Annotated in this window: 20 protein-coding genes and 1 pseudogene; 12 read left to right on the forward strand and 9 right to left on the reverse strand. The window is 62.1% G+C overall.

Annotated features, from left to right (window positions below):
• The first annotated feature begins 13 nt into the window (after positions 1-13).
• Genes JKA62_RS13160 through JKA62_RS13170 form a run of 3 tightly spaced genes read left to right on the forward strand, consistent with a single transcriptional unit; the run spans position 14 to position 2,741 of the window.
• Positions 14-1,471 (forward strand): aldehyde dehydrogenase family protein, encoded by a 1,458-nt coding sequence (locus JKA62_RS13160; RefSeq protein ID WP_011333787.1) that lies wholly within the window; start codon positions 14-16, stop codon positions 1,469-1,471.
• 5 nt (positions 1,472-1,476) lie between these two features.
• Positions 1,477-2,514 carry a catalase family peroxidase gene (locus JKA62_RS13165; protein WP_011333788.1) on the forward strand — a complete coding sequence of 346 codons (1,038 nt, stop codon included), beginning with the start codon at positions 1,477-1,479 and terminating at the stop codon, positions 2,512-2,514.
• Positions 2,511-2,741 (forward strand): hypothetical protein, encoded by a 231-nt coding sequence (locus tag JKA62_RS13170; protein WP_041475231.1) that lies wholly within the window; start codon positions 2,511-2,513, stop codon positions 2,739-2,741. Before JKA62_RS13165 ends, JKA62_RS13170 begins: the two co-directional genes overlap by 4 nt.
• Before the next feature lie 135 nt (positions 2,742-2,876).
• Here the strand turns inward: JKA62_RS13170 and JKA62_RS13175 are convergent.
• Both JKA62_RS13175 and JKA62_RS13180 read right to left on the reverse strand, forming a co-directional pair.
• A pseudogene (locus JKA62_RS13175) lies at positions 2,877-3,107 on the reverse strand (helix-turn-helix domain-containing protein); the annotation flags it as partial.
• A gap of 78 nt (positions 3,108-3,185) precedes the next feature.
• Positions 3,186-3,590 carry a RidA family protein gene (locus JKA62_RS13180; protein ID WP_011333790.1) on the reverse strand — a complete coding sequence of 135 codons (405 nt, stop codon included), beginning with the start codon at positions 3,588-3,590 and terminating at the stop codon, positions 3,186-3,188.
• A 134-nt stretch (positions 3,591-3,724) separates the two neighbouring features.
• On the opposite strand from JKA62_RS13180, the gene JKA62_RS13185 reads away from it, so the two are divergent.
• Positions 3,725-4,666, forward strand: a complete 942-nt coding sequence (locus JKA62_RS13185) for a LysR family transcriptional regulator (protein ID WP_011333791.1) — start codon at positions 3,725-3,727, stop codon at positions 4,664-4,666.
• Here JKA62_RS13185 and JKA62_RS13190 read toward each other — a convergent pair.
• Complete coding sequence (locus JKA62_RS13190) at positions 4,629-5,489, reverse strand: LysR substrate-binding domain-containing protein (protein ID WP_011333792.1); 861 nt, start codon at positions 5,487-5,489, stop codon at positions 4,629-4,631. The two genes, JKA62_RS13185 and JKA62_RS13190, sit on opposite strands and share 38 nt — an antisense overlap.
• Positions 5,490-5,626: 137 nt before the next feature.
• Here JKA62_RS13190 and JKA62_RS13195 point away from each other — a divergent pair, with 137 nt between their 5' ends.
• From JKA62_RS13195 to JKA62_RS13210, 4 genes are read left to right on the forward strand one after another with little or no spacing between them, the layout of a single operon-like run.
• Complete coding sequence (locus JKA62_RS13195; protein ID WP_011333793.1) at positions 5,627-6,679, forward strand: agmatine deiminase family protein; 1,053 nt, start codon at positions 5,627-5,629, stop codon at positions 6,677-6,679.
• 3 nt (positions 6,680-6,682) lie between these two features.
• Positions 6,683-7,591 carry an N-carbamoylputrescine amidase gene (gene aguB / locus JKA62_RS13200; protein ID WP_011333794.1) on the forward strand — a complete coding sequence of 303 codons (909 nt, stop codon included), beginning with the start codon at positions 6,683-6,685 and terminating at the stop codon, positions 7,589-7,591.
• A gap of 1 nt (position 7,592) precedes the next feature.
• Entirely contained in the window at positions 7,593-8,696 is a 1,104-nt protein-coding gene (locus tag JKA62_RS13205; protein ID WP_011333795.1) for an extracellular solute-binding protein, read from the forward strand.
• Between the two features lie 47 nt (positions 8,697-8,743).
• Positions 8,744-9,862: an agmatine deiminase family protein gene (locus JKA62_RS13210; RefSeq protein WP_011333796.1), complete on the forward strand. Its 1,119-nt coding sequence runs from the start codon at positions 8,744-8,746 to the stop codon at positions 9,860-9,862.
• Between the two features lie 3 nt (positions 9,863-9,865).
• Here JKA62_RS13210 and JKA62_RS13215 read toward each other — a convergent pair whose 3' ends face one another.
• From JKA62_RS13215 to JKA62_RS13225, 3 genes are all read right to left on the reverse strand, one after another.
• Positions 9,866-10,261, reverse strand: coding sequence for a RidA family protein (locus JKA62_RS13215; protein WP_011333797.1), 396 nt, complete (start codon positions 10,259-10,261; stop codon positions 9,866-9,868).
• A gap of 24 nt (positions 10,262-10,285) precedes the next feature.
• A complete protein-coding gene (locus JKA62_RS13220) occupies positions 10,286-10,780 on the reverse strand; it encodes a PaaI family thioesterase (protein WP_011333798.1) in 495 nt (164 codons plus the stop codon).
• Positions 10,781-10,893: 113 nt separating this feature from the next.
• The gene (locus tag JKA62_RS13225; protein ID WP_011333799.1) at positions 10,894-11,178 is read right to left on the reverse strand and encodes a FecR/PupR family sigma factor regulator; all 285 of its coding nucleotides are present in this window, start codon (positions 11,176-11,178) and stop codon (positions 10,894-10,896) included.
• A gap of 214 nt (positions 11,179-11,392) precedes the next feature.
• Here JKA62_RS13225 and JKA62_RS13230 point away from each other — a divergent pair, with 214 nt between their 5' ends.
• On the forward strand, positions 11,393-13,303 hold the full coding sequence (locus JKA62_RS13230) for a tyrosine-protein phosphatase (protein WP_011333800.1): 1,911 nt from the start codon (positions 11,393-11,395) through the stop codon (positions 13,301-13,303).
• Positions 13,304-13,332: 29 nt separating this feature from the next.
• Here the strand turns inward: JKA62_RS13230 and JKA62_RS13235 are convergent, their stop codons facing one another.
• The 3 genes from JKA62_RS13235 to JKA62_RS13245 form a co-directional block, all read right to left on the reverse strand.
• Positions 13,333-14,301 carry a helix-turn-helix transcriptional regulator gene (locus JKA62_RS13235; RefSeq protein WP_011333801.1) on the reverse strand — a complete coding sequence of 323 codons (969 nt, stop codon included), beginning with the start codon at positions 14,299-14,301 and terminating at the stop codon, positions 13,333-13,335.
• A gap of 124 nt (positions 14,302-14,425) precedes the next feature.
• Positions 14,426-16,102, reverse strand: coding sequence for an MFS transporter (locus JKA62_RS13240; protein ID WP_041475232.1), 1,677 nt, complete (start codon positions 16,100-16,102; stop codon positions 14,426-14,428).
• Positions 16,103-16,330: 228 nt separating this feature from the next.
• Entirely contained in the window at positions 16,331-16,714 is a 384-nt protein-coding gene (locus tag JKA62_RS13245; protein WP_011333803.1) for a DUF6124 family protein, read from the reverse strand.
• A gap of 451 nt (positions 16,715-17,165) precedes the next feature.
• Here JKA62_RS13245 and JKA62_RS28930 point away from each other — a divergent pair, with 451 nt between their 5' ends.
• The 3 genes from JKA62_RS28930 to JKA62_RS13255 all read left to right on the forward strand — a co-directional run bounded on the left by JKA62_RS28930 (position 17,166) and on the right by JKA62_RS13255 (position 18,507).
• Positions 17,166-17,297 (forward strand): hypothetical protein, encoded by a 132-nt coding sequence (locus JKA62_RS28930; protein WP_373423148.1) that lies wholly within the window; start codon positions 17,166-17,168, stop codon positions 17,295-17,297.
• The gene (locus JKA62_RS13250) at positions 17,294-18,025 is read left to right on the forward strand and encodes a DUF72 domain-containing protein (protein ID WP_201818112.1); all 732 of its coding nucleotides are present in this window, start codon (positions 17,294-17,296) and stop codon (positions 18,023-18,025) included. The genes JKA62_RS28930 and JKA62_RS13250 overlap by 4 nt, the downstream gene beginning before the upstream one ends.
• A gap of 101 nt (positions 18,026-18,126) precedes the next feature.
• Positions 18,127-18,507: a RidA family protein gene (locus tag JKA62_RS13255; RefSeq protein WP_065261325.1), complete on the forward strand. Its 381-nt coding sequence runs from the start codon at positions 18,127-18,129 to the stop codon at positions 18,505-18,507.
• The last annotated feature ends 135 nt before the right edge of the window (positions 18,508-18,642 follow it).

Consider the following 18,642-nt stretch of genomic DNA (forward strand, 5'->3'; position numbering starts at 1 on the left):
GGAAGCTTTCGCCATGAACAACACCAAGGTTTTGAACTGGATCGACGGCCTGTGGCTGGATTCCGGTGACTACAAAGACTCCATCGACCCAGCGACTTATGAGCTGATCGGTCGCTACGCCGAAGGCGGACTGGCCGAAGCGCAGCAAGGCATCGAAGCTGCACAACGAGCCTTCACGCAGACCCCATGGAAAGACGACAGTCAACTGCGTGCCCAAGTGCTGCTGGAACTGGCGGACGTCTTTGAACTCAACGCCGCCGAGCTGATCGACACCCTGGCGCTGGAGAACGGCAAGATCCGTCCCGAGGCCGCCTTTGAAGTCGGCATGGTGCCGTCCAAATTGCGCTATTACGCCGCGCTGGCCCGCACCGAATATGGCCGCGCCGCGCAACCCCGGCCCGGCAAGATCTCCCTGGTGATCCGCCAGGCCGTCGGTGTCGCGGGCATCATCGTGCCGTGGAATTCGCCGGTGGTGCTTATGATCCGCTCGCTGGCGCCGGCCTTGGCCGCCGGTTGCACCACGGTGATCAAGATGCCGGGGCAGACCGCGCAGACCAACGCGCTGGTGGCGCGGATCATGAGTGAAGCACCGTCGCTGCCGCGCGGCGTGATCAACCTGTTCAGCGAGCAGGGCGCGACCGGTTCGATTCATCTGGTGGAGTCGCCAAAGGTGCCGGTCATCAGCTTCACCGGCAGCACCGGCACAGGGCGGGCGATCTCGGCAGCGGGGGCGCAACACCTCAAGCGTTTCGGCCTGGAACTGGGTGGCAAAACGCCGATGCTGGTGTTCAACGACGCCGACCTCGACGCCGTGGCGCCGACGCTGGTCAAGGCGCTCACGGTGTTTTCGGGACAGTTCTGCATGACTGGTTCGCGCCTGCTGGTACAGCGCGACATCGCCCACGTATTGACTGAGCGCCTTGCCGCTCGACTTGAAGCGGTGCGGGTCGGGCCGGCGGCGGATCCGGACAGCGACATGGGACCGCTAATCGACAAACCGAACGTGCAGCGTGTCAATCAGGTGGTGGAAGAGGCGATTGCTGCCGGTGCGCAAGTCATCGTGCGCGGTGGGCCGGTGACTGAAGGGCCGCTGGCCAAGGGCGCGTTCTATCGGCCGACGCTGCTACGGGTCAGCGATCCGGAGATGGCCATCGTCCAGCGCGAAACCTTCGGCCCGGTGCTGACCCTACAGGTGTTCGATAGCGAAGCCGAGGCCATTGAACTGGCCAACAACAGCGAATTCGGTCTGGCCGCCAGCGTCTGGACCCGCGACATCGACCGCTCGCTGCGGGTCGCCCGTGAGCTGGAGGCCGGCACGGTGTGGGTCAACGACTGGGCGGTGGTCTACGACGAGTTCGAGGAGGGCGGTTTCAAACAGTCGGGGCAGGGGCGTCTGAACGGTGTGGCAGCGATGGATGATTTTGTCGAGTACAAACACATCGCGCTCAATCCCGGTCGGCGTCAGGAGTGACCGCGATGCGATTATCCCGACCGTGGATCGTCGCGCTGTTGTCGGGGGCGCTGAGTGCGTCCCCGGCCTATGCCGCTGGCGAACAACCGCTGACTTTCACAAGGACTGATCCGGTGTCTCAGGACAAACTCTACGACGCGCTGCTCGATGCGCTTTACGCTACGTTCGGCAAGCATCCGGGCTTTCGCGCGACCCATGCCAAAGGTCTGTTGGTGAACGGGACTTTCACGGCTTCACTTGCGGCGGCGAGTCTCAGCCGTGCGGCCCATTTGCAGGGGAAACCGGTGCCGGTGGTCCTGCGGTTCTCCAACTTCAGTGGCGTGCCGGCCACGGTTGACGGCGACCCGATGGCCAGCCCGCGCGGGGTCGCGGTGCGTTTCAAGCTGCCTAACGGCGAGTTCACCGACATTGTCGGCCATTCGTTCGACGGTTTTCCGGTGGCCACGCCTCTGGAATTTCTCGGCTTCCTGAAAGGCATCGCTGCAACGGTCGCCACACCGCCGGATCCGCAGCCGTTGCAGGCTTTTCTGGCAGAGCATCCGAGGGCCAGACACTTTCTGGAAACGCCGAAACCGGCGCCGTCGAGCTACACCAGCATCGAATACTTCGGCGTGAATTCGCTGGTTTTCAGCAACCATGAAAACCAGGAGCAGATCGTTCGCTATCGCATCGAACCGTTGACCGGCCAATCGCTTATCGGCGACCAGCAAGCCGCCCGCATGCCAGCCGATTATTTGCAGGATGAAATGACGGCACGACTGGCGAGGGGCCCCGCGCAGATGCGTCTGATCGCGCAACTGGCGGCGTCGGGCGACGTGGTCGAAGACGGCTCGATCCCATGGCCAAGAAACCGCCGCGAAGTCGAACTGGGCCTCTTCACCCTCGATTCGCTGGTGCCCGCCGAAGACCAGCAAGCCGCCCAGCAACGCCTCGACTTCAGCCCCGGCCGTTTGCTCGACGGCATCGCCCTGAGCCGCGACCCGATGACCCTGGCCCGCGACCGCATCTACCAGCGCGCCGTGCTGCGGCGCCAGCAACCATGACCACCGAGGCCGGCGCCCGCTGGAAGCAATGGCTGGTGTCATGGCTGATCGTGTGGCCGCTGTCGGTGTCCATGCCATGGGCACTGGCGGCGCTGCTGGAACTGGCGGATCTGCGATTGCCGGGGTGGTTGTTCAAGATGCTGGTCGCCGGGTTGATCTCGTTCAACATGGTGTATTGGCTGATGCCGCAGAGTTCGCGGTTGATGGCGCGGTGGTGGGTGCGCTAAGTGTTTCGGGCCTTACTCGGTGGTGTCAAAAGCCTCGTGGTAGCTGACGACTCCGACCGGCAATTCTCCGTCAAACGCCAACGCCTGAAAGTATTCCGCCGGAATCCCCGGCAACTCCAGGCCTGCATGAGCCTTGAGTCGCGCGAGGGCCTGATCGGCGGCGCTTTCGAGTCGTGCTGCGAGCAGCCGTTCGAGCTGAAGATGGGCGTCCGGATCCATCGCCTGCACGCCGCTTTCCCAGCGGGAAATCGTCGACTGGGTGACCTTGAACAACTCGGCGGCATGGCTCTGCTTGACGCGGTGCAGCACTCGCCAGCGACGCAGGGCGATGCCGGGCAGACTGGGCTTCAACAAGGTGTCGGACATGGCGATGGATCGCAAAAGGAATGCGGGCCGACAGTCTGAAGACTGTCGGCCCGTGCTGCAAATCGACGCGATATCAGGTCATTCCGGCAGCTTGGCAATCACCTTGATCTCGAACTGAAAGCCATACAGCCAGGTCACGCCGACCGCCGTGATGGTCGGATGCGGCGCCTCGCCCCAGAACTCGGGCACCACTTCCCAGATGGTTTCGAAGGTCGACTGCGGGTCGACCATGAACACGGTCACGTCCACCACGTCATCGAAACTGGCGCCGGCCGCGCCGAGAATGGCGTTGAGATTGGTGAAGGCCAGTCGCACCTGTTGTTTCAGGTCCGGCTCCGGTGAGCCGTCCTCAAGGCTGCCAACCTGGCCGGAGACGAATAGAAAACCGTTGGAACGAACCGCCGGGGAATAGCGGTTGCGCTCGTAAAGGGCATGGCGTCCGGGCGGGAAAACCACGTCGCGTTTTGGCTGGGCAAGGGTCATGGGGTTTCTCCTTCAATGGGTTGAAAACCGGTGATGGAGCAACTGTAGGGACTTGCCTCGGCGCGATAAACGCGCAACCTTGGCGATCACTGTTTGCAAATACCAAACAATCGAGCCCCTGTCAGAGGTGGGATATGGACCGTTTTGACGCGATGCAAGCTTTCGCCCGGGTGGTGGAGGCGGGCAGTTTCACCAAGGCCGCCGAGACCCTGCACATGAGCAAGACCACCGTGACCCAGCTTATTCAGCAACTGGAGGCGCGGCTGCGAGTGAAGTTGCTCAACCGCACCACGCGCAAGGTCAACGCCACGGCGGACGGCGCGGTTTATTACGAGCGGGTGATCAAGTTGCTGGCGGACATGGACGACGCCGAGACCAGTCTTCCCGGTGCGGCGGCGCAGCCCAAGGGACGCTTGCGGGTCGATGTGCCCAGCCCCCTGGCCAATCTGATTCTGGTGCCGGCTCTGCCCGAGTTTTGCGCGCGGTATCCGGAGATCCAGATCGACATGGGCGTCAGCGACCGAATCGTCGACATCATCGATGAGAACGTAGATTGCGTGGTGCGCGGGGGCGAGCTGCGGGATCAGTCACTGATGGCCCGGAAAGTGGCGGATCTTCAACTTGGCGTGTATGCCGCGCCGAGCTATCTGGCCCGTGCCGGCACCCCGGCGCATCCCCGAGAGCTGGAAGACAGCCATCACCGAGTAGTCGGTTTCCTCTGGGCGCGCACCGGCAAACCCGTGCCTTACGCCCTGCACAACGAACACGAAGATCTGCAGATCAAGGGCCGCCATGTGCTGGCCGTCGATGACGGTAATGCCTATCTGTCGGCGGGCCTCGCGGGGCTGGGCGTGTTGTGGCTGCCCAAGTACATGTCCAAGGCTCACGAGGCGAGCGGTAATCTGGTGCCGCTGTTCGAAGACTGGCGCCTCGATCCGATGCCGCTCTATGTCGCCTACCCGCCGAACCGCCACATCAGCCGCAAGCTGCGGGTGTTCATCGACTGGATCGCCGAGGTAATGGCCCGCCACGCACCGGTCATGGATCGCTCAGGTTCGCCAGCAGCCATTCGGTAAAACTGCGGGCCATCGGATCGTTTTCGCTGTCGCGGTGGGTCAGCAGCGCCCAGTTCGGGCCGCGAATGGTCTCGTCCACCAAGGGCTGCAACAGCCCGTCAGCCCGAGCCTTGCGGCTGAGCAACTGGCTGACCAGCGCGATGCCGAGCCCGCCGCATGCAGCGTCCAGCAGCAGGCCCGGATCAGAGAAATTCAAACCCTGATCCTGCTGGCCGACATCGATCCCTGATTCAACCGCCCAATGGCTCCAGTCCATTTCCCGCTCGCCGTGCAGCGTCGTCCGCTGCGCGCTCGGCACGCTCAGCAGGCTCGGGTGGCACGCTGGATAGAGGCGGTCAGCGTGCAACACCTTGAAGCTGCATTCAGCCTGGGAACTGATGTCGTCGCGCACCGCCAGATCGATGGTCTGGGTCGCCATGTCTGGCACCTCATCGGTGCTGAAAATCCACAGATCGACCTGCGGATGCTGTCGCCGAAAATCCCCCAGGCGCGGCAGCAGCCAGTGCCGGGCAAACGCCGGCGTGGTGTTGAGCACCAGTTGATTGGGTTTCTGGTATTGCCCCAGCCGCCGGATGCCCACCGACAGTTGCTGCAGCATGGCCTGGGTGGTGCTGAGCAGATCGTGGCCGGCGTCGGTCAGGCTGACGCTGCGTCCGCTGCGGAAAAACAGCGGTTGCTCGAGGTACGCCTCAAGGCTGCGGATCTGCTGGCTGATGGCCGATTGCGTGAGGCTCAGTTCCTCGGCGGCCTTGTGAAAACTGCCCAGCCTTGCGGCGGCTTCGAAGCCGCGCAACGAGCTGAGGGGTGGCCAGTGTTTCAGCATGATCGATAAGTTCCTCTAATCAGTTTTCCGCTAAATCCATCGTTTGTTTGCCCTTCAGGCCGCCATTAGCATGCACGTCAACGCCGCCGAGGCTGTTTTCATTGAACACAATGGCTTAACTCAAAGGGCTTTTTACCATGCAACATAACAAAAACAACAACAGCGGTTGGATGATGCCGGCAGAGTGGGTGACGCACGCGGCGACCTGGATGGTCTGGCCCCACAATCAGGCCCTGTGGGAGTCGGGCTGGGGCGTCACCTTGCCGTTGGTGCAGGAAGATTTCGCCCGCGTCGCCAACGCCATCGCCCGGTTCGAACCGGTGAAAATGGTTGTCGATCCGTCGGCCATCGCCAGTGCAAAAGCCTTGTGCGGGCCGAACATCGAACTGATTCCGCTGGCCGTCAACGACAGCTGGTGCCGCGATTCTGGCCCGAGTTTCGTCGTTCACCCTGAGCAAGGTCTGGCGGGCGTGAGCTGGCGGTTCAACGCCTGGGGCGGCAAGTCGGCCCATGATCTGGACGAAAGCCTGGCGCGCCGCGTGCTCAATCACTTGGGCGGCGAGTGCTTCGGCACTGCGCTGAGCAACGAGGGCGGCGCGATCCACGTGGACGGCGAGGGCACGTTGATCACCACCGAATCGGTGCTGCTCAACCCCAATCGCAACCCCGGTGTGAGCAAGGCCGAGATGGAAGAAATCTTCAGCCGCCTGCTCGGCGTGAAGAAAACCATCTGGCTGCCGGGCGATCCGGATTACGTCACCGGCGACATGACCGACGGCCACGTCGATGGCGTCTGCGCCTTCGCTCGTCCCGGCGTGTTGCTGGTGGACGCGACTCACGATTGCAGCTCGGTGTACGCCGAAGTGGTGCGGGAAAACCGCCGCGCACTGGAGCTGGCCACCGACGCTCAGGGCCGCAAATTCGAGCTGATCGAGTTGTATGAAGCCACCGATGCCGTGGACACCGAAGCCGAAGTGTTCTGCGCCTCGTACACCAACTTCTACATCGCCAACGGCGCGATCATCATGCCGGCGTACGGCATCGAGGCCGACCATGTGGCGGCGCAAACCCTGGCCGAGGCGTTCCCAGGCCGTGAAGTGGTGCCGGTGCAGATCAATCACCTGGCCCATGGCGGCGGAGGTGTGCATTGCATCACCCAGCAACAGCCAGCCTGGCCGGTGGAGGGTTGATCGATGACGATATTGAAAGTCGCCACCACCCAGATGCCGTGCACCTGGGACCTGAAAAGCAACCTTGATCGCGCCGAGCAGTTGGTGCGTGAAGCGGCTGGGCAGGGCGCGCAAGTGATCCTGTTGCAGGAGCTGTTCGCCACGCCGTATTTCTGCATCGAGCAGAGCCATCAGCACATGGCGCTGGCCGAGGCGTACCGCGACAGTCAGGTGCTGTCGCGATTCGCCGCGCTGGCCCGCGAACTGGGCGTGGTGTTACCGCTGAGCTGGTACGAGAAGGCCGGCAACGCCTACTTCAACTCGCTGAGCGTGGCGGATGCCGACGGGCGCCTGTTGGGCGTGTATCGCAAGACTCACATCCCCAACGCCATCGGTTATCAGGAGAAGGAGTATTTCAGCCCCGGCGACACCGGTTTCAAAGTCTGGGACACCGCGTTCGGCCGCCTCGGCGTGGGCATCTGCTGGGATCAGTGGTTCCCGGAAACTGCCCGCTGCCTGGCGTTGATGGGGGCTGAGGTGCTGCTGTTCCCGACCGCCATCGGCTCGGAACCGGGCTGCGCGGATCTGGATTCGCGCGACCACTGGCAGATGACCATGCGCGGCCACGCGGCTGCCAATCTGCTGCCGGTGATCGCCTCCAACCGGGTTGGCCGCGAAGTGGCCGGCACCGATGCGGCGTTGCAAATGAATTTCTACGGCTCATCGTTCATCTGCAACCACAAGGGAAAAGTGCTCGCCGAAGCCGACCGCGCCAGCACCGGTGTCTTGGTGCAAAGCCTGGATCTGGCAGCCATGCGTGAAGATCGCCTGAGCTGGGGCATCTACCGCGACCGTCGTCCGGAAATGTATGGCGCTTTGCTCAGCCAGGACGGCCGTCACCTTAACGTCCGCTGGAATCCCCAAGGAGTCTGATATGCCTACTTCACACAAGTGGTTGCTGGGCGCTCTGGGCCTGGCGCTGGCCGGCCTGATGCCGGCCGTGCACGCCGAAGACAAGACCTTACGGCTGTACAACTGGGCGGATTATTTCGCTGAAGACACACTGAGCAAATTCACCGCCGAAACCGGAATCAAGGTGATCTACGACGTGATGGACGGCAGCGAAACCCTGGAAGCCAAAATGCTCTCCGGCGGCAGCGGCTACGATCTGATCTTCCCCGGTGACACCGTGGCCGAACGGCTGATGCGCGCCGGCAGCCTGTTGCCGCTGGATCCTTCGAAGATCACCGCGATGAACGACATCGAACCGGGCCTGCAAAAGCTGCGCAGCCATTACGAGCATTCGAACAAGGCCACCGTGCCGTACACCTGGGGCACCATCGGCCTGACCTACAACGCCGAGCAGATCCAGCAACGCATGGCCGACGCGCCGGTCAACAGCCTCGACATGCTGTTCAAACCGGAACTGGCCGCGAAGTTTGCCGATTGCGGGATTTCGATGATCGACTCGCCGGACGAAGTGCTGGCCGTGGTGCTCAACTATCTGGGCCGCGACCCGCGCAGCGCCAAGCCTGCGGATCTGGCGGCGGCCAGTGATTTGCTGATGAAGCTGCGGCCGTACATTCGCAAGTTCCAGTCGCAACCGGTGACCGATCTGGTCAACGGCAACCTGTGCCTGTCCCTCGGCTACAGCGGCGACATGACTCAGGCCCAGCGCACTTCGGACAGCGCCGGCAAGCAGACCCGCTTCCAGTACCGCGTGCCGCGTGAGGGCACCACGGTGTGGATGGACACCATGGCCATTCCGGTGGATGCCAAACACCCGGAATACGCCTACGAATTCATCAACTTCGTGATGCGCCCGGAAAACATGGCTGCGATCAGCAATTTCACCGGTTACCCGACCTCCAACGCCAAGGCCCGGCCAAACGTGGATGAGGCCATGCGCAACAACCCGGACATCTACCTCGACGAAGCGACCTATGCTCGTCTGATACCGGGCAAGGACATTCCCCAGGCCGACATGCGCGCCCGCATGCGCACCTGGACCAAGTTCAAGACTGCCACTGCCAAGTGATTTTTCCGGGCCGCCCCGGCGGCCCCTTACCCATCAGGAACGTACACATGCCGACTCGTCGCGAGTTCATCAAACAGGTTTCAGTCGCCGTCGGTGCAGGCGCTGCCGTCATGGGTCTTGGCCTGTCCCCGGCGCGGGTACTGGCGGCCAGTGAAGGTCGCTGGTTCATGCCCGACGAGGGCGACAAGCACGAACGCGCCTACATGGCCTTCGGCGCGCAGGACGCGATCTGGGAAGACTTCACCGAAGACGTCCAGGAAGCCCTGGGCCGAATCGCCCGCGCCATCGCCCGCTATGAACCGCTGACCATCTACTGCCGCAGCGGCGAGCGCAGCCTGGCCGAAGAGATTTGCGGCAGCTCCAACATCACCTACCAGATCGCCAACCTCGACGACATCTGGATGCGCGACATCAGCGCCAACTTCGTCATCGATGACAAGAACGGCCTGGGCGCGGTGGACTTCAACTTCAGCGGCTGGGGCAACAAGCAACAGCATTCGAAGGACGCGAAGATCGCCAAACGCGTGGCGGCCGATGCGCAGGCGACCTACCAGCGCAGCGAACTGGTGGGCGAGGGCGGCGGCATCGAAGTCGACGGTCACGGCACCGCGATCATGACCGAAAGCTGCTGGGTCAACGAAAACCGCAACCCCGGCTGGAGCAAGGCCGACGTCGAGGCGGAACTGAAAGCACGCCTCGGTCTGCGCAAGATCATCTGGCTGCCGGGCATCAAGGGCAAGGACATCACCGACGCCCACGTCGATTTCTACGCGCGCTTCGTCACGCCCGGCGTGGTGATCGCCAACCTCGACACCGACCCGCGCTCCTACGACAACAAGGTCACCCTGGCGCACCTGGAAATCCTGAAGAAAGCCACCGACGCCGACGGTCGTCCGTTGCAGATCCACACCGTGTCGCCACCGCTGAAACCGCGCAAGACCAAGTTCAACAAGGACAACGACGATTTCGCGGCCGGTTACATCAACTATTTCGTGATCAACGGCGCGGTGATCGCTCCGGAGTTCGGCGACAAGGACGCCGACAAGAAGGCCTTCGACCTGCTGAAAAAGCTCTACCCGAACCGCGACGTGGTGCAGATCAACATCGACGCCATCGCGGCCGGTGGTGGCGGGATTCACTGCGTGACCAGTCACCAGCCGGCGTAAGGCTCAGCGTCTGCGCACCGCCACGCATTTGATTTCCACCAGCAGCCCCGGATGGGCCAGCTCGCTGACACCGATGCAGGTCCAGGCGCAGAAGCCTTTGGGGAACACGCGGTTTTTCACGTCACGAAACACCGGCATGTGTTGGCTCATGTCGACGTGATAGGTGGTCATCTCCACCACATCGTTGAAGGTGCAGCCACCGGCCTTCAGCACCTCGTCGAGGTTTTCCCAGGCGCGGATGAATTGCTGCTCGGGGTCTTCGATGACCTTCAAATCAGCCGTCCGGCCCACCTGACCGGCGCAGTAAAGCGTATCGCCGACCAGAACCGCCGGGGCGTAACCGGCGCGTTCGACGATGGGTTTCATGGAGTCGGGGATGATGATTTCGCGATCGGGCATCGAGTTTTCCTTCAGTGACGGATTTCAGCGACCGTGCGCGGCCGCTGCCAACTGCTCGGTATCCACTCGCACAAACACCGAATCGCCCACCGCCGTCAGCACATCCCCGGCGTAGACCTCGCAGATAACCCGGGTCTTGCGCCCGACCTCACCGTCGACTCTGGCCTTCAACGTCAGCGGCACGCCCATTGGCGTTGGTTTGATGAACTTGATGCCGAGGTTGCCGGTCACGCAGTTGATGCGCGGCAAGCTCTCGGCTTCACGGTTCTCCGCCCGGTAGTGGTAAGCCATTGCGGTCCAGTTGGAATGGCAGTCCACCAGCATCGCGATCAGGCCGCCGTAGACCAGCTCCGGCCAGCCGCAGTATTTGGCCTCGGGCACATGCTCGGCCATGACGTGCACGCCGTCCTCATGCCAGAAACTCTTGATGTGCAAGCCGTGCGGGTTGCTGCTGCCGCAGCCGAAGCAGACGCCGTCGGGGGCGGCGGTGTCTTGCAGGGAGGTGTCGGGGGTGGACATGCGGGGTCATCCTTAAACTGTTAGCCGAACCGCGCGGATTCTAACCTTGATTCAAGGACAAAACGTTGCTTCGAGTGGGGCGCACTGCTGTTTGCGTCGATCCCGGTGCAGGGCTAATTACGCTGCGCCAGATTGCGTTGAAACTCTTCGAAGCTGCACGGCAGGGTCGTGGCCTTGCGCTTTTTCGACTTTTCGCGCTCGTCCGGCAGTTGATCGCTCAATTCCCAGACCTCAAGCATCTTCGCGTATTCGAAGGCGTGGCGCGGGCTGATCTGAATCCACTGCTGAAATGCCTGACGCTCGTCAGGGGTGCAGCTGTCGTCTTGCAGACGCAGGCACCAGTGCGCCGCTTGATTGAGGATTTCATCATCGGCGTCTTGAGGGCTTTGGAGGTTCATTGACTGCTTCCAGGATGGCCGGAGAGGGCACTTTACCCTGCCTCTTGCAAAAAAAACGTCAAATATCGGCAGGGATTTAGCCCGTTTTACGGACAGAACGCGCAGCCGAAGGACAGATCGCGCCGGGATTGGCTGTCTTCGACGTTTTGTCATATTCAGTCACATTACCTTGCAGATAGTGGGCAGCCCAACCGGTTTTCAATGAGGCTGCATCGTGTTTCCACGTTTTCTGTGTTCGCTGTCCGTGTTGAGTCTGTCCATCGCCGCCGTCCACGCGGCCGACCTTGATACCCCGCGCCTGCAAGGCATCGACAACTTCCGCGATATCGCCGGTATTACCACGGCTTACTCCACGACCCATGACGGCACGATGCGCGCCGGGGTGTTCTACCGCTCCAATGCGCTGACGCCGACGGCGTCGGATCTGGCGACCCTCAACGGTCTGGGCATCAAGGCCGTTTACGACTTGCGCACCCCCAGCGAAATCGCCGGCACGCCGGACACAATGATCAGCGGGGCTACCTACCAGAACATCGACATCATCGGCGCCACCACCTCGGGCGCAAACATCACCACGGTCTCGTTCAAAAGCGCGGCCGACGCGATTGCGATGATGCAGCAGACCAACCGCGCGTTCGTCAGCGACGCCGGCATGCGCGGGCAGCTGGGCGTGCTGTTCAACGAACTGGCCGGTGTCGACGGCGCCGCGTTGTTCCATTGCACCGCCGGCAAGGACCGCACCGGCTGGACCGCCGCTGTGCTGCAAAGCATTGCCGGGGTCGATGACGCGACGATCATGAGCAACTACCTGGCGACCAACGACTACACCGCCGCGCGGGTCGCCAAAACCCTGGCGATGATGCCGCCGAGCATGGCCGCGATCTACGCGCCGCTGCTGGGCGTCGAGGCCAGTTACCTGCAAGCGGGCCTGGATCAGGTGAGCGCGCAATACGGCAGCATGGACAACTACCTCAAACAGGGGCTGGGTCTGTCCCAGGAAACCATTTATGTACTGCGCGGCAAAATGGTCGAGTACAACAGCCTGCCGGGTCAGGCGGGGCTGATCGGCAACGCCGCCGCCGGTGCGCAGCTGTTGCAGGAATTGCAGAACAGCAAGCTGTCGGGCACTTACAGCGCCTACAACTACTACCTGCAATCGGCCATCGACGCCGGCACCCTTAGTGGCGTCGAGTCCACGGTCGGCGGTCAGGTACATGCGGATGCGGCCAGTTATCTGCTGCGTCAGAACGCAATGATCGAACAGGCCGCCGCGCCATTCGCAAGCGGCACTGACCTCAAGGTCGGTCAATACCGCTTGTGGAGCACCGCGCTCGCCGGTTACCTCGGCACCGACGGCTCGGCCCATGCGCAAAGCAGCAACGAACACAGTCAGGGCCTGATGGTTGGCGTCACGCAGCGCTTCTCCGAACAACTCAGCGCTCGCGGCGGCATCGGTTACAGCAAAGGCTCGGTGGGCGGCGCAGGTGGGGAGACTGACACCGATTTCACCTTCCTTGACCTTGGCGCCCGTTATGGTTTCACCAGCCTGGAACGTGGCCTGTTTGTCGATGCCAATATCAGCGCCGGTTACGTCGACTACGACAGCAAACGCGACCTCGGTGGCGGCCTCGGCTCGGCGAAGGGCGACACCCACGGCAATCTCAGCGGCGCCACGTTGGCACTCGGTTATCGGATGCCGATGAACGATGTGGTTCTGGAGCCGAGCCTTGGCGTGCGGGTCAGCCGTCTGGACCTATCAGGCTTCCAGGAGAAGGGCAGCGAATTGGCCCTTAATGTCGATGACATTCAGGAAACCCGCCGCAGTGCGGTGGCCAATCTCGACGTCTCGTTCGCCCCGATGTCGATGGGCGCGTGGCAACTGGTGCCGGGCGTGCGGGTCGGTTACGAGCATGTGCTGGGCGATCATCAGGTCGACAGCGAAGGGCACCTGCTGGGGCTGGATATCGAACAGCGCGCGGCGTTCGATAACCGCGATCAGTTCAGCGGGGGTGTCAACCTGATGGCCAACCTCGGTGCTCTGAGCCTTGGTGCGGAAGTCGGTGCCAGCGGTGGCGGCGACAGCCATGGTTTCAGCGGCGGGCTCAAGGCCAGTTACCAGTTCTGATCAACTGAAGGTGAAGGAAAAGGATTGCCTCAGCGCAATCCTTTTCGAACCTCGGCCGGGCTCACGCCGTAGGCATTCTGGAAATACTGGCTGAACCGGCCGACATTGCTGAAGCCCAATCGCAGCGCCACCTCAGTCACCGACGGCGAAACGCCCTGACGCAACGTTTCGTAAGCGCGCTCCAGCCGCACCTGCCGCTGATACCCGACAATCGACATCCCGGCAAACCGTCGAAACCCTTCCTGCAATGCGCGCAGGCTGACGTTGGCCAGCCGCGCCAGATCCGTGCCACTGATCTGAATCTCGGGATGCGCCTGAATGTAATCGATCGCCTGCCGCACATGCCTGGGCGCAATCAATGCCTCTGGACGGCGCAAGGCCTGGCTGAAATTGTGCGGCCAGGCTTCCAATACCGCGTCCACCAGCATCTCCCGCAGCCGTGACGGCATCAGCGAGCCAGCGTTCAACAGCAGATCGAATTCCGCACCGGTGGCCAGATCGATCAGCGCGCGAATGCCCTGACACGCCGGGCTGTTCAGATCCACCCTCGGCTCGAAATGCAGCTTGTGCACGATCGGTTTGCCCAGCAGGGTCGACAGCCGTTCGGTGAGCGCCGCACGGCTGATCGACATGCCGTGCTGGGCATGATTGTCGATAAAACGCATCGAACGCAGGTCAGCCTTGTCGATGGCCAGCCCCACATCGCTCAGCCCCACGGATTCATGGTTGAAAACGATCTTGCCGGCGGTGGGAATGACGAAAGTGATTTCGTCGAACGGCTCGGGGAAGGCAACGGTGAAATCGCCCCGGTAATGCATGCGCCGGAAACTCACGCCTTCATACCGTCCGTAAACGCCGCCGATGATGATGTCTTTTGGCGGCGGCGGGGTATCGCCATAACGGTTGCCGAACATTCGCGAGAACAGGGCACCGAAGTCGTCGCTGGCCATGTTGTCGGATCGCAGGATGAGGGTCTGGCGCGTCGGGCTTGAGTACACCGGGAGGGTCACCTTGGTGGTCGGGGCATCGGGGCGCGACGACGTTACCAAGGGAGAATGACGCCGATGTGACAACGTTCGATGCTGTGCGTGAACGCCACGCACAGCATCGAACAGAGTTGAGTCAGGTGTGATGAATGTCCCGATCCTTGGTCTCCGGCATGAAGAAGATCCCCAGAATCGCCGTCATCACCGCAATCACGATCGGGTACCACAAGCCGTAGTAGATATCCCCGGTGGCCGCGACCATCGCAAACGCCACCGTCGGCAGGAACCCGCCGAACCAGCCGTTGCCGATGTGATACGGCAGCGACATCGAGGTGTAGCGGATGCGCGCCGGGAACAGCTCGACCAGCCACGCGGCAATCGGACCGTAGACCATGGTCACGTAGATCACCAGAACGGTCAGCAGGAGCAGCACCATCGGGTAATTGGTCTTGGCCGGGTCGGCTTTTTCCGGGTAACCGGCTTCTTTCAGCGCGGCGCCGAGGCTGGCGGTGAAAGCGTCGTTACGGGTCTTGAAGTCAGCGGCCGGCAGGGTCGTGCCTTCGAAGCTTTCGATGACTTTGTCGCCGATACGCACCTGGGCCACGGTGCCCGGTTCCGCCACCACGTTTTCGTACGGGATCGCCCGTTTCGCCAGGATGGTTTTCGCCAGATCGCACGAGCTGGTGAATTTGGCCTTGCCCACCGGATCGAACTGGAACGAGCACTGGTCGGGGTTGGCGATCACTTTGACCGGGTTCTTCTCTTGGGCGACGAATACGTCGGGGTTACCGTACTGGGTCAGCGCGTGGAAGATCGGGAAGTAGGTCACCGCCGCCAGAATGCACCCGGCCATGATGATGCCCTTGCGCCCGATGCGGTCGGACAGGCTGCCGAAAATCACGAAGAACGGCGTGCCGATCAGCAGCGAACCGGCGATCAGCAGGTTGGCGGTCTGCGGGTCGATCTTCAGTGTTTGCAGCAGGAAAAACAGCGCGTAGAACTGCCCGGTGTACCAGACCACCGCTTGGCCTGCGGTGCCGCCGAGCAGGGCCATGATCACGATTTTCAGGTTGTCCCAACGGGCGAAGGACTCGGTCAGCGGGGCTTTCGACGACTTGCCTTCTTCCTTCATTTTCTTGAACACCGGCGACTCGTTCAGCTGCAACCGGATGTACACCGAGACCGCCAGCAGCAGGATCGACAGCAGAAACGGAATCCGCCAGCCCCAGGCCTCGAACGCTTCGGTGCCCAGCGCGGTACGGCAGGCGAGGATCACCAGCAACGACATAAACAGACCCAGGGTCGCGGTGGTCTGAATCCAGGAAGTGAAATAACCGCGCTTGCCCTTGGGCGCATGCTCGGCCACATACGTTGCCGCGCCGCCGTACTCGCCGCCCAGCGCCAGGCCTTGCAGCAGGCGCAGGGTAATCAGAATGATCGGCGCCGCGACTCCGATGGTCGCGTAACCGGGCAGGAAACCCACAATCGCCGTCGACACACCCATGATCACAATCGTGATCAGAAACGTGTGCTTGCGCCCGATCATGTCACCCAAGCGTCCGAAAACAATCGCCCCGAACGGCCGCACCGCAAAACCGGCGGCAAAGGCGAGCAGGGCGAAGATAAACGCCGTGGTCTCGTTCACCCCGGCAAAGAAGTGCTTGGCGATGATCGCCGCCAGGGAGCCGTAGAGATAAAAGTCGTACCACTCGAACACCGTGCCGAGGGACGACGCAAAGATGACCTTGCGTTCCTCTCGGCTGACGCTGTGGTGCGGGGCACTGCCGGTGGACATGCTGTCGAGTACTGCCATGGGTGTTCTCCGTCGTGCTTGTTTTTGTAGGCCGGAGCACTTCATCAACGTCGCGTACCCAAGGCCTGTGGCGGATGCCGGTTCAGGTATTTCGTGGAGCGTGCACAGAATCACGACCTCGCGGGAGGGCGGGGTTTCATTGAGCATAATTGGGATTGGGGGGATATCCAGTGGCGGGGATTGATCGACTGCTGCGGGGGCGGCAGGAGAGACCTGCCGCCAAGGGCCTTATTCCGTTGGCACAACGTTATCCAGTACCTGATTCACCGCCAGTTCCGCCAGCATCACGATTTGCGCGATGCCCTGCGCGGTTTTGCGGTGGGGGCCTTGGAGGAGGTCGACGAAGTTGTTGAGCATGACGTTGGCCGAGCCCAGGGTTTCGACGGCGTCGGCGAGCAGGGATTCGTTGTTGCTGGCCGGGTTGGCCTGGTAGAGGCGGTTGGGGTAGTAGGGCGCGGCCATCATGTGGGCTGATATCGGGCCGAGGTGGTAGTCGAGGGCGCGGTTGGCGGCTTCGTTGAATCTCTTGGAGTCAGGGCATTCGTAGGGGGAAGTTGGGTCGGTGATGCTGGACGGTTCGGTGACCGGAGGATTCGGCGTTACTTTGAACATGGTGATGTGCCTCGTTGAGGCTGCAACCGTCTCGCTGCTAAACGGAAGGTGGCAGCTGTGCGCAAGTTAGCAGACCGGTCATCACCAAACCCGGCGCACCCGAAGGTGCCATGCGCACAGCCACCGCAAAATGCAGGTAAAAACCTGACAAGGTGAGATGTGCAACCGTGGTAGATGAACCGGGCTGCTAAACCCGATCACTGGAAATCAGTGACCCGATCCAAGTTACCGACCGACCCCAAGGCGCACAAGCCGGCGGATTCTGGCGTAGCGGTAGGCTCTGGCGCAAGGATTTGTAGGCATCCGGACGCATTCCGACATGTCTTTAAACGGCGTGATTCAAACCTGTTTATTGATCCTCACCCAAGGAGGAGAAGCCTGACGCTTTACGCCCCAAAGCCATTCGTCGCCAGCCCCGCACTCATCACGCCGCCCCTCGCTCAAAAGCTGCATGACCAAAACCATCAACGCCCGAGACTTGCACATCGACCTGCATCCGCTGAACGAATCAGCCCTGTTCAAATGGTTGCTCGCCAGTTTCCTGATGGGTAAACCAATCCAAGCGGCCAGGGTGCTGTTTTGATTGCGTCGTCGATCTTCATCGGTTGCGCCGGCTGGAGCCTGCCCCGCGAATACTGGCCGGACTTCCCGGAGCAGGGCACTCACCTGCAACGCTATGCCGCGCTGCTCAATGGTGTGGAAATCAACAGCTCCTTTTACCGTCCGCACAAGCTGCAAACCTATGCCCGATGGGCCGAGTCGGTGGCGGACGGATTTCGCTTCTGCGTGAAGATGCCAAAGTCGATCAGCCATGAGCGACGCCTGCGGGACTGCGAATCTGAGCTCGATGCCTTTCTCAAGCAGTGTTCGGGGCTGGGTGATCATCTGGGTTGCCTGCTGCTGCAGTTGCCGCCGTCGCTGACGTTTGACGAAGCGCTTGCAGAGGCCTTTTTCATCGCGTTGCGTCAGCGCTATTCCGGGGCCGTCGTGCTGGAGCCGCGCCACGAATCCTGGGCCGCCGCCAAACTGCTGTTGATGGCGTATCGCATCGCGCAAGCGGTGGTCGATCCCTCGCGAATCAGCACCGATGCAGCTCCGTGCGGCTGGCCGGGCGTGCGCTACTGGCGGCTGCACGGTTCGCCACGGATTTATCACAGCCCCTATGATTCGGCGTATCTGGAAAGGCTCGCCGGCGACTTGAAGGTGGCTGCAAAGGACGGCGTCGAAACGTGGTGCATCTTTGACAACACCGCCAGCGGCTCGGCAATCGGCAATGCGCTGGAGCTGCGGCGGATACTGGCGCAGGGCTGACACACCGCGTCGGGACTTCCCACCGGCGACCGGGTCTGTAAACTGGCCGCCCGAAACGGCGCGCGATGGCGCCGTCCTCACTGCCAGCGAAGGACTTTCCCATGGCCAACCAAGACATCACCTACACCCCGGACCCGGATGCAGACTCGATCTCTTCGGACGTGACCGAATTCAACGGCATCCTGATGTCGACCCAGATTCCGACCCGTGCCGACGGCAGCCTGGAACTGGGCGACGTCACCGCGCAAAGCGAATGCACGTTGCAGGCGCTGAAAGTGGCGCTGGAAAAGGCCGGCAGTTCGATGGATCGGGTGCTGCACCTGACCATTTATCTGACCGACATGGCTGATCGTGCTGCGTTCAATGAGGTGTACAAGCGCTTCTTCGCCAAGCCATGGCCGGTGCGCGCGGCGGTTGGCGTGGCGGCGCTGGCCGTTGAGGGGATGAAGGTGGAAGTGACTGCGATGGCTGCGAAGGCCTGATTCAGCCCCGGATTGATCGTTCCCATGCTCTGCGTGGGAATGCCTCAACGGACGCTCCGCGTTCGGCTCTGGAAGGGACGCGGAGCATCCCGGGGCTGCATTCCCACGCGGAGCGTGGGAACGATCGGTGACGGT

The organism is Pseudomonas sp. B7 (assembly GCF_016735645.1).
GTDB lineage: Bacteria > Pseudomonadota > Gammaproteobacteria > Pseudomonadales > Pseudomonadaceae > Aquipseudomonas > Aquipseudomonas glycinae.

Bases quoted from the DNA above. Each gene is read 5' to 3' on its own strand.
- JKA62_RS13195 (WP_011333793.1), top strand. From the start codon at position 5,627: ATGCAACATAACAAAAACAACAACAGCGGTTGGATGATGCCGGCAGAG.
- JKA62_RS13180 (WP_011333790.1), bottom strand. From the start codon at position 3,590: ATGACCCTTGCCCAGCCAAAACGCGACGTGGTTTTCCCGCCCGGACGC.
- JKA62_RS13210 (WP_011333796.1), top strand. From the start codon at position 8,744: ATGCCGACTCGTCGCGAGTTCATCAAACAGGTTTCAGTCGCCGTCGGT.
- JKA62_RS13190 (WP_011333792.1), bottom strand. From the start codon at position 5,489: ATGCTGAAACACTGGCCACCCCTCAGCTCGTTGCGCGGCTTCGAAGCC.
- JKA62_RS13255 (WP_065261325.1), top strand. From the start codon at position 18,127: ATGGCCAACCAAGACATCACCTACACCCCGGACCCGGATGCAGACTCG.
- aguB (WP_011333794.1), top strand. From the start codon at position 6,683: ATGACGATATTGAAAGTCGCCACCACCCAGATGCCGTGCACCTGGGAC.
- JKA62_RS13165 (WP_011333788.1), top strand. From the start codon at position 1,477: ATGCGATTATCCCGACCGTGGATCGTCGCGCTGTTGTCGGGGGCGCTG.
- JKA62_RS13225 (WP_011333799.1), bottom strand. From the start codon at position 11,178: ATGAACCTCCAAAGCCCTCAAGACGCCGATGATGAAATCCTCAATCAA.
- JKA62_RS13220 (WP_011333798.1), bottom strand. From the start codon at position 10,780: ATGTCCACCCCCGACACCTCCCTGCAAGACACCGCCGCCCCCGACGGC.
- JKA62_RS28930 (WP_373423148.1), top strand. From the start codon at position 17,166: ATGACCAAAACCATCAACGCCCGAGACTTGCACATCGACCTGCATCCG.
- JKA62_RS13160 (WP_011333787.1), top strand. From the start codon at position 14: ATGAACAACACCAAGGTTTTGAACTGGATCGACGGCCTGTGGCTGGAT.
- JKA62_RS13245 (WP_011333803.1), bottom strand. From the start codon at position 16,714: ATGTTCAAAGTAACGCCGAATCCTCCGGTCACCGAACCGTCCAGCATC.
- JKA62_RS13205 (WP_011333795.1), top strand. From the start codon at position 7,593: ATGCCTACTTCACACAAGTGGTTGCTGGGCGCTCTGGGCCTGGCGCTG.
- JKA62_RS13215 (WP_011333797.1), bottom strand. From the start codon at position 10,261: ATGCCCGATCGCGAAATCATCATCCCCGACTCCATGAAACCCATCGTC.
- JKA62_RS13240 (WP_041475232.1), bottom strand. From the start codon at position 16,102: ATGGCAGTACTCGACAGCATGTCCACCGGCAGTGCCCCGCACCACAGC.
- JKA62_RS13170 (WP_041475231.1), top strand. From the start codon at position 2,511: ATGACCACCGAGGCCGGCGCCCGCTGGAAGCAATGGCTGGTGTCATGG.
- JKA62_RS13185 (WP_011333791.1), top strand. From the start codon at position 3,725: ATGGACCGTTTTGACGCGATGCAAGCTTTCGCCCGGGTGGTGGAGGCG.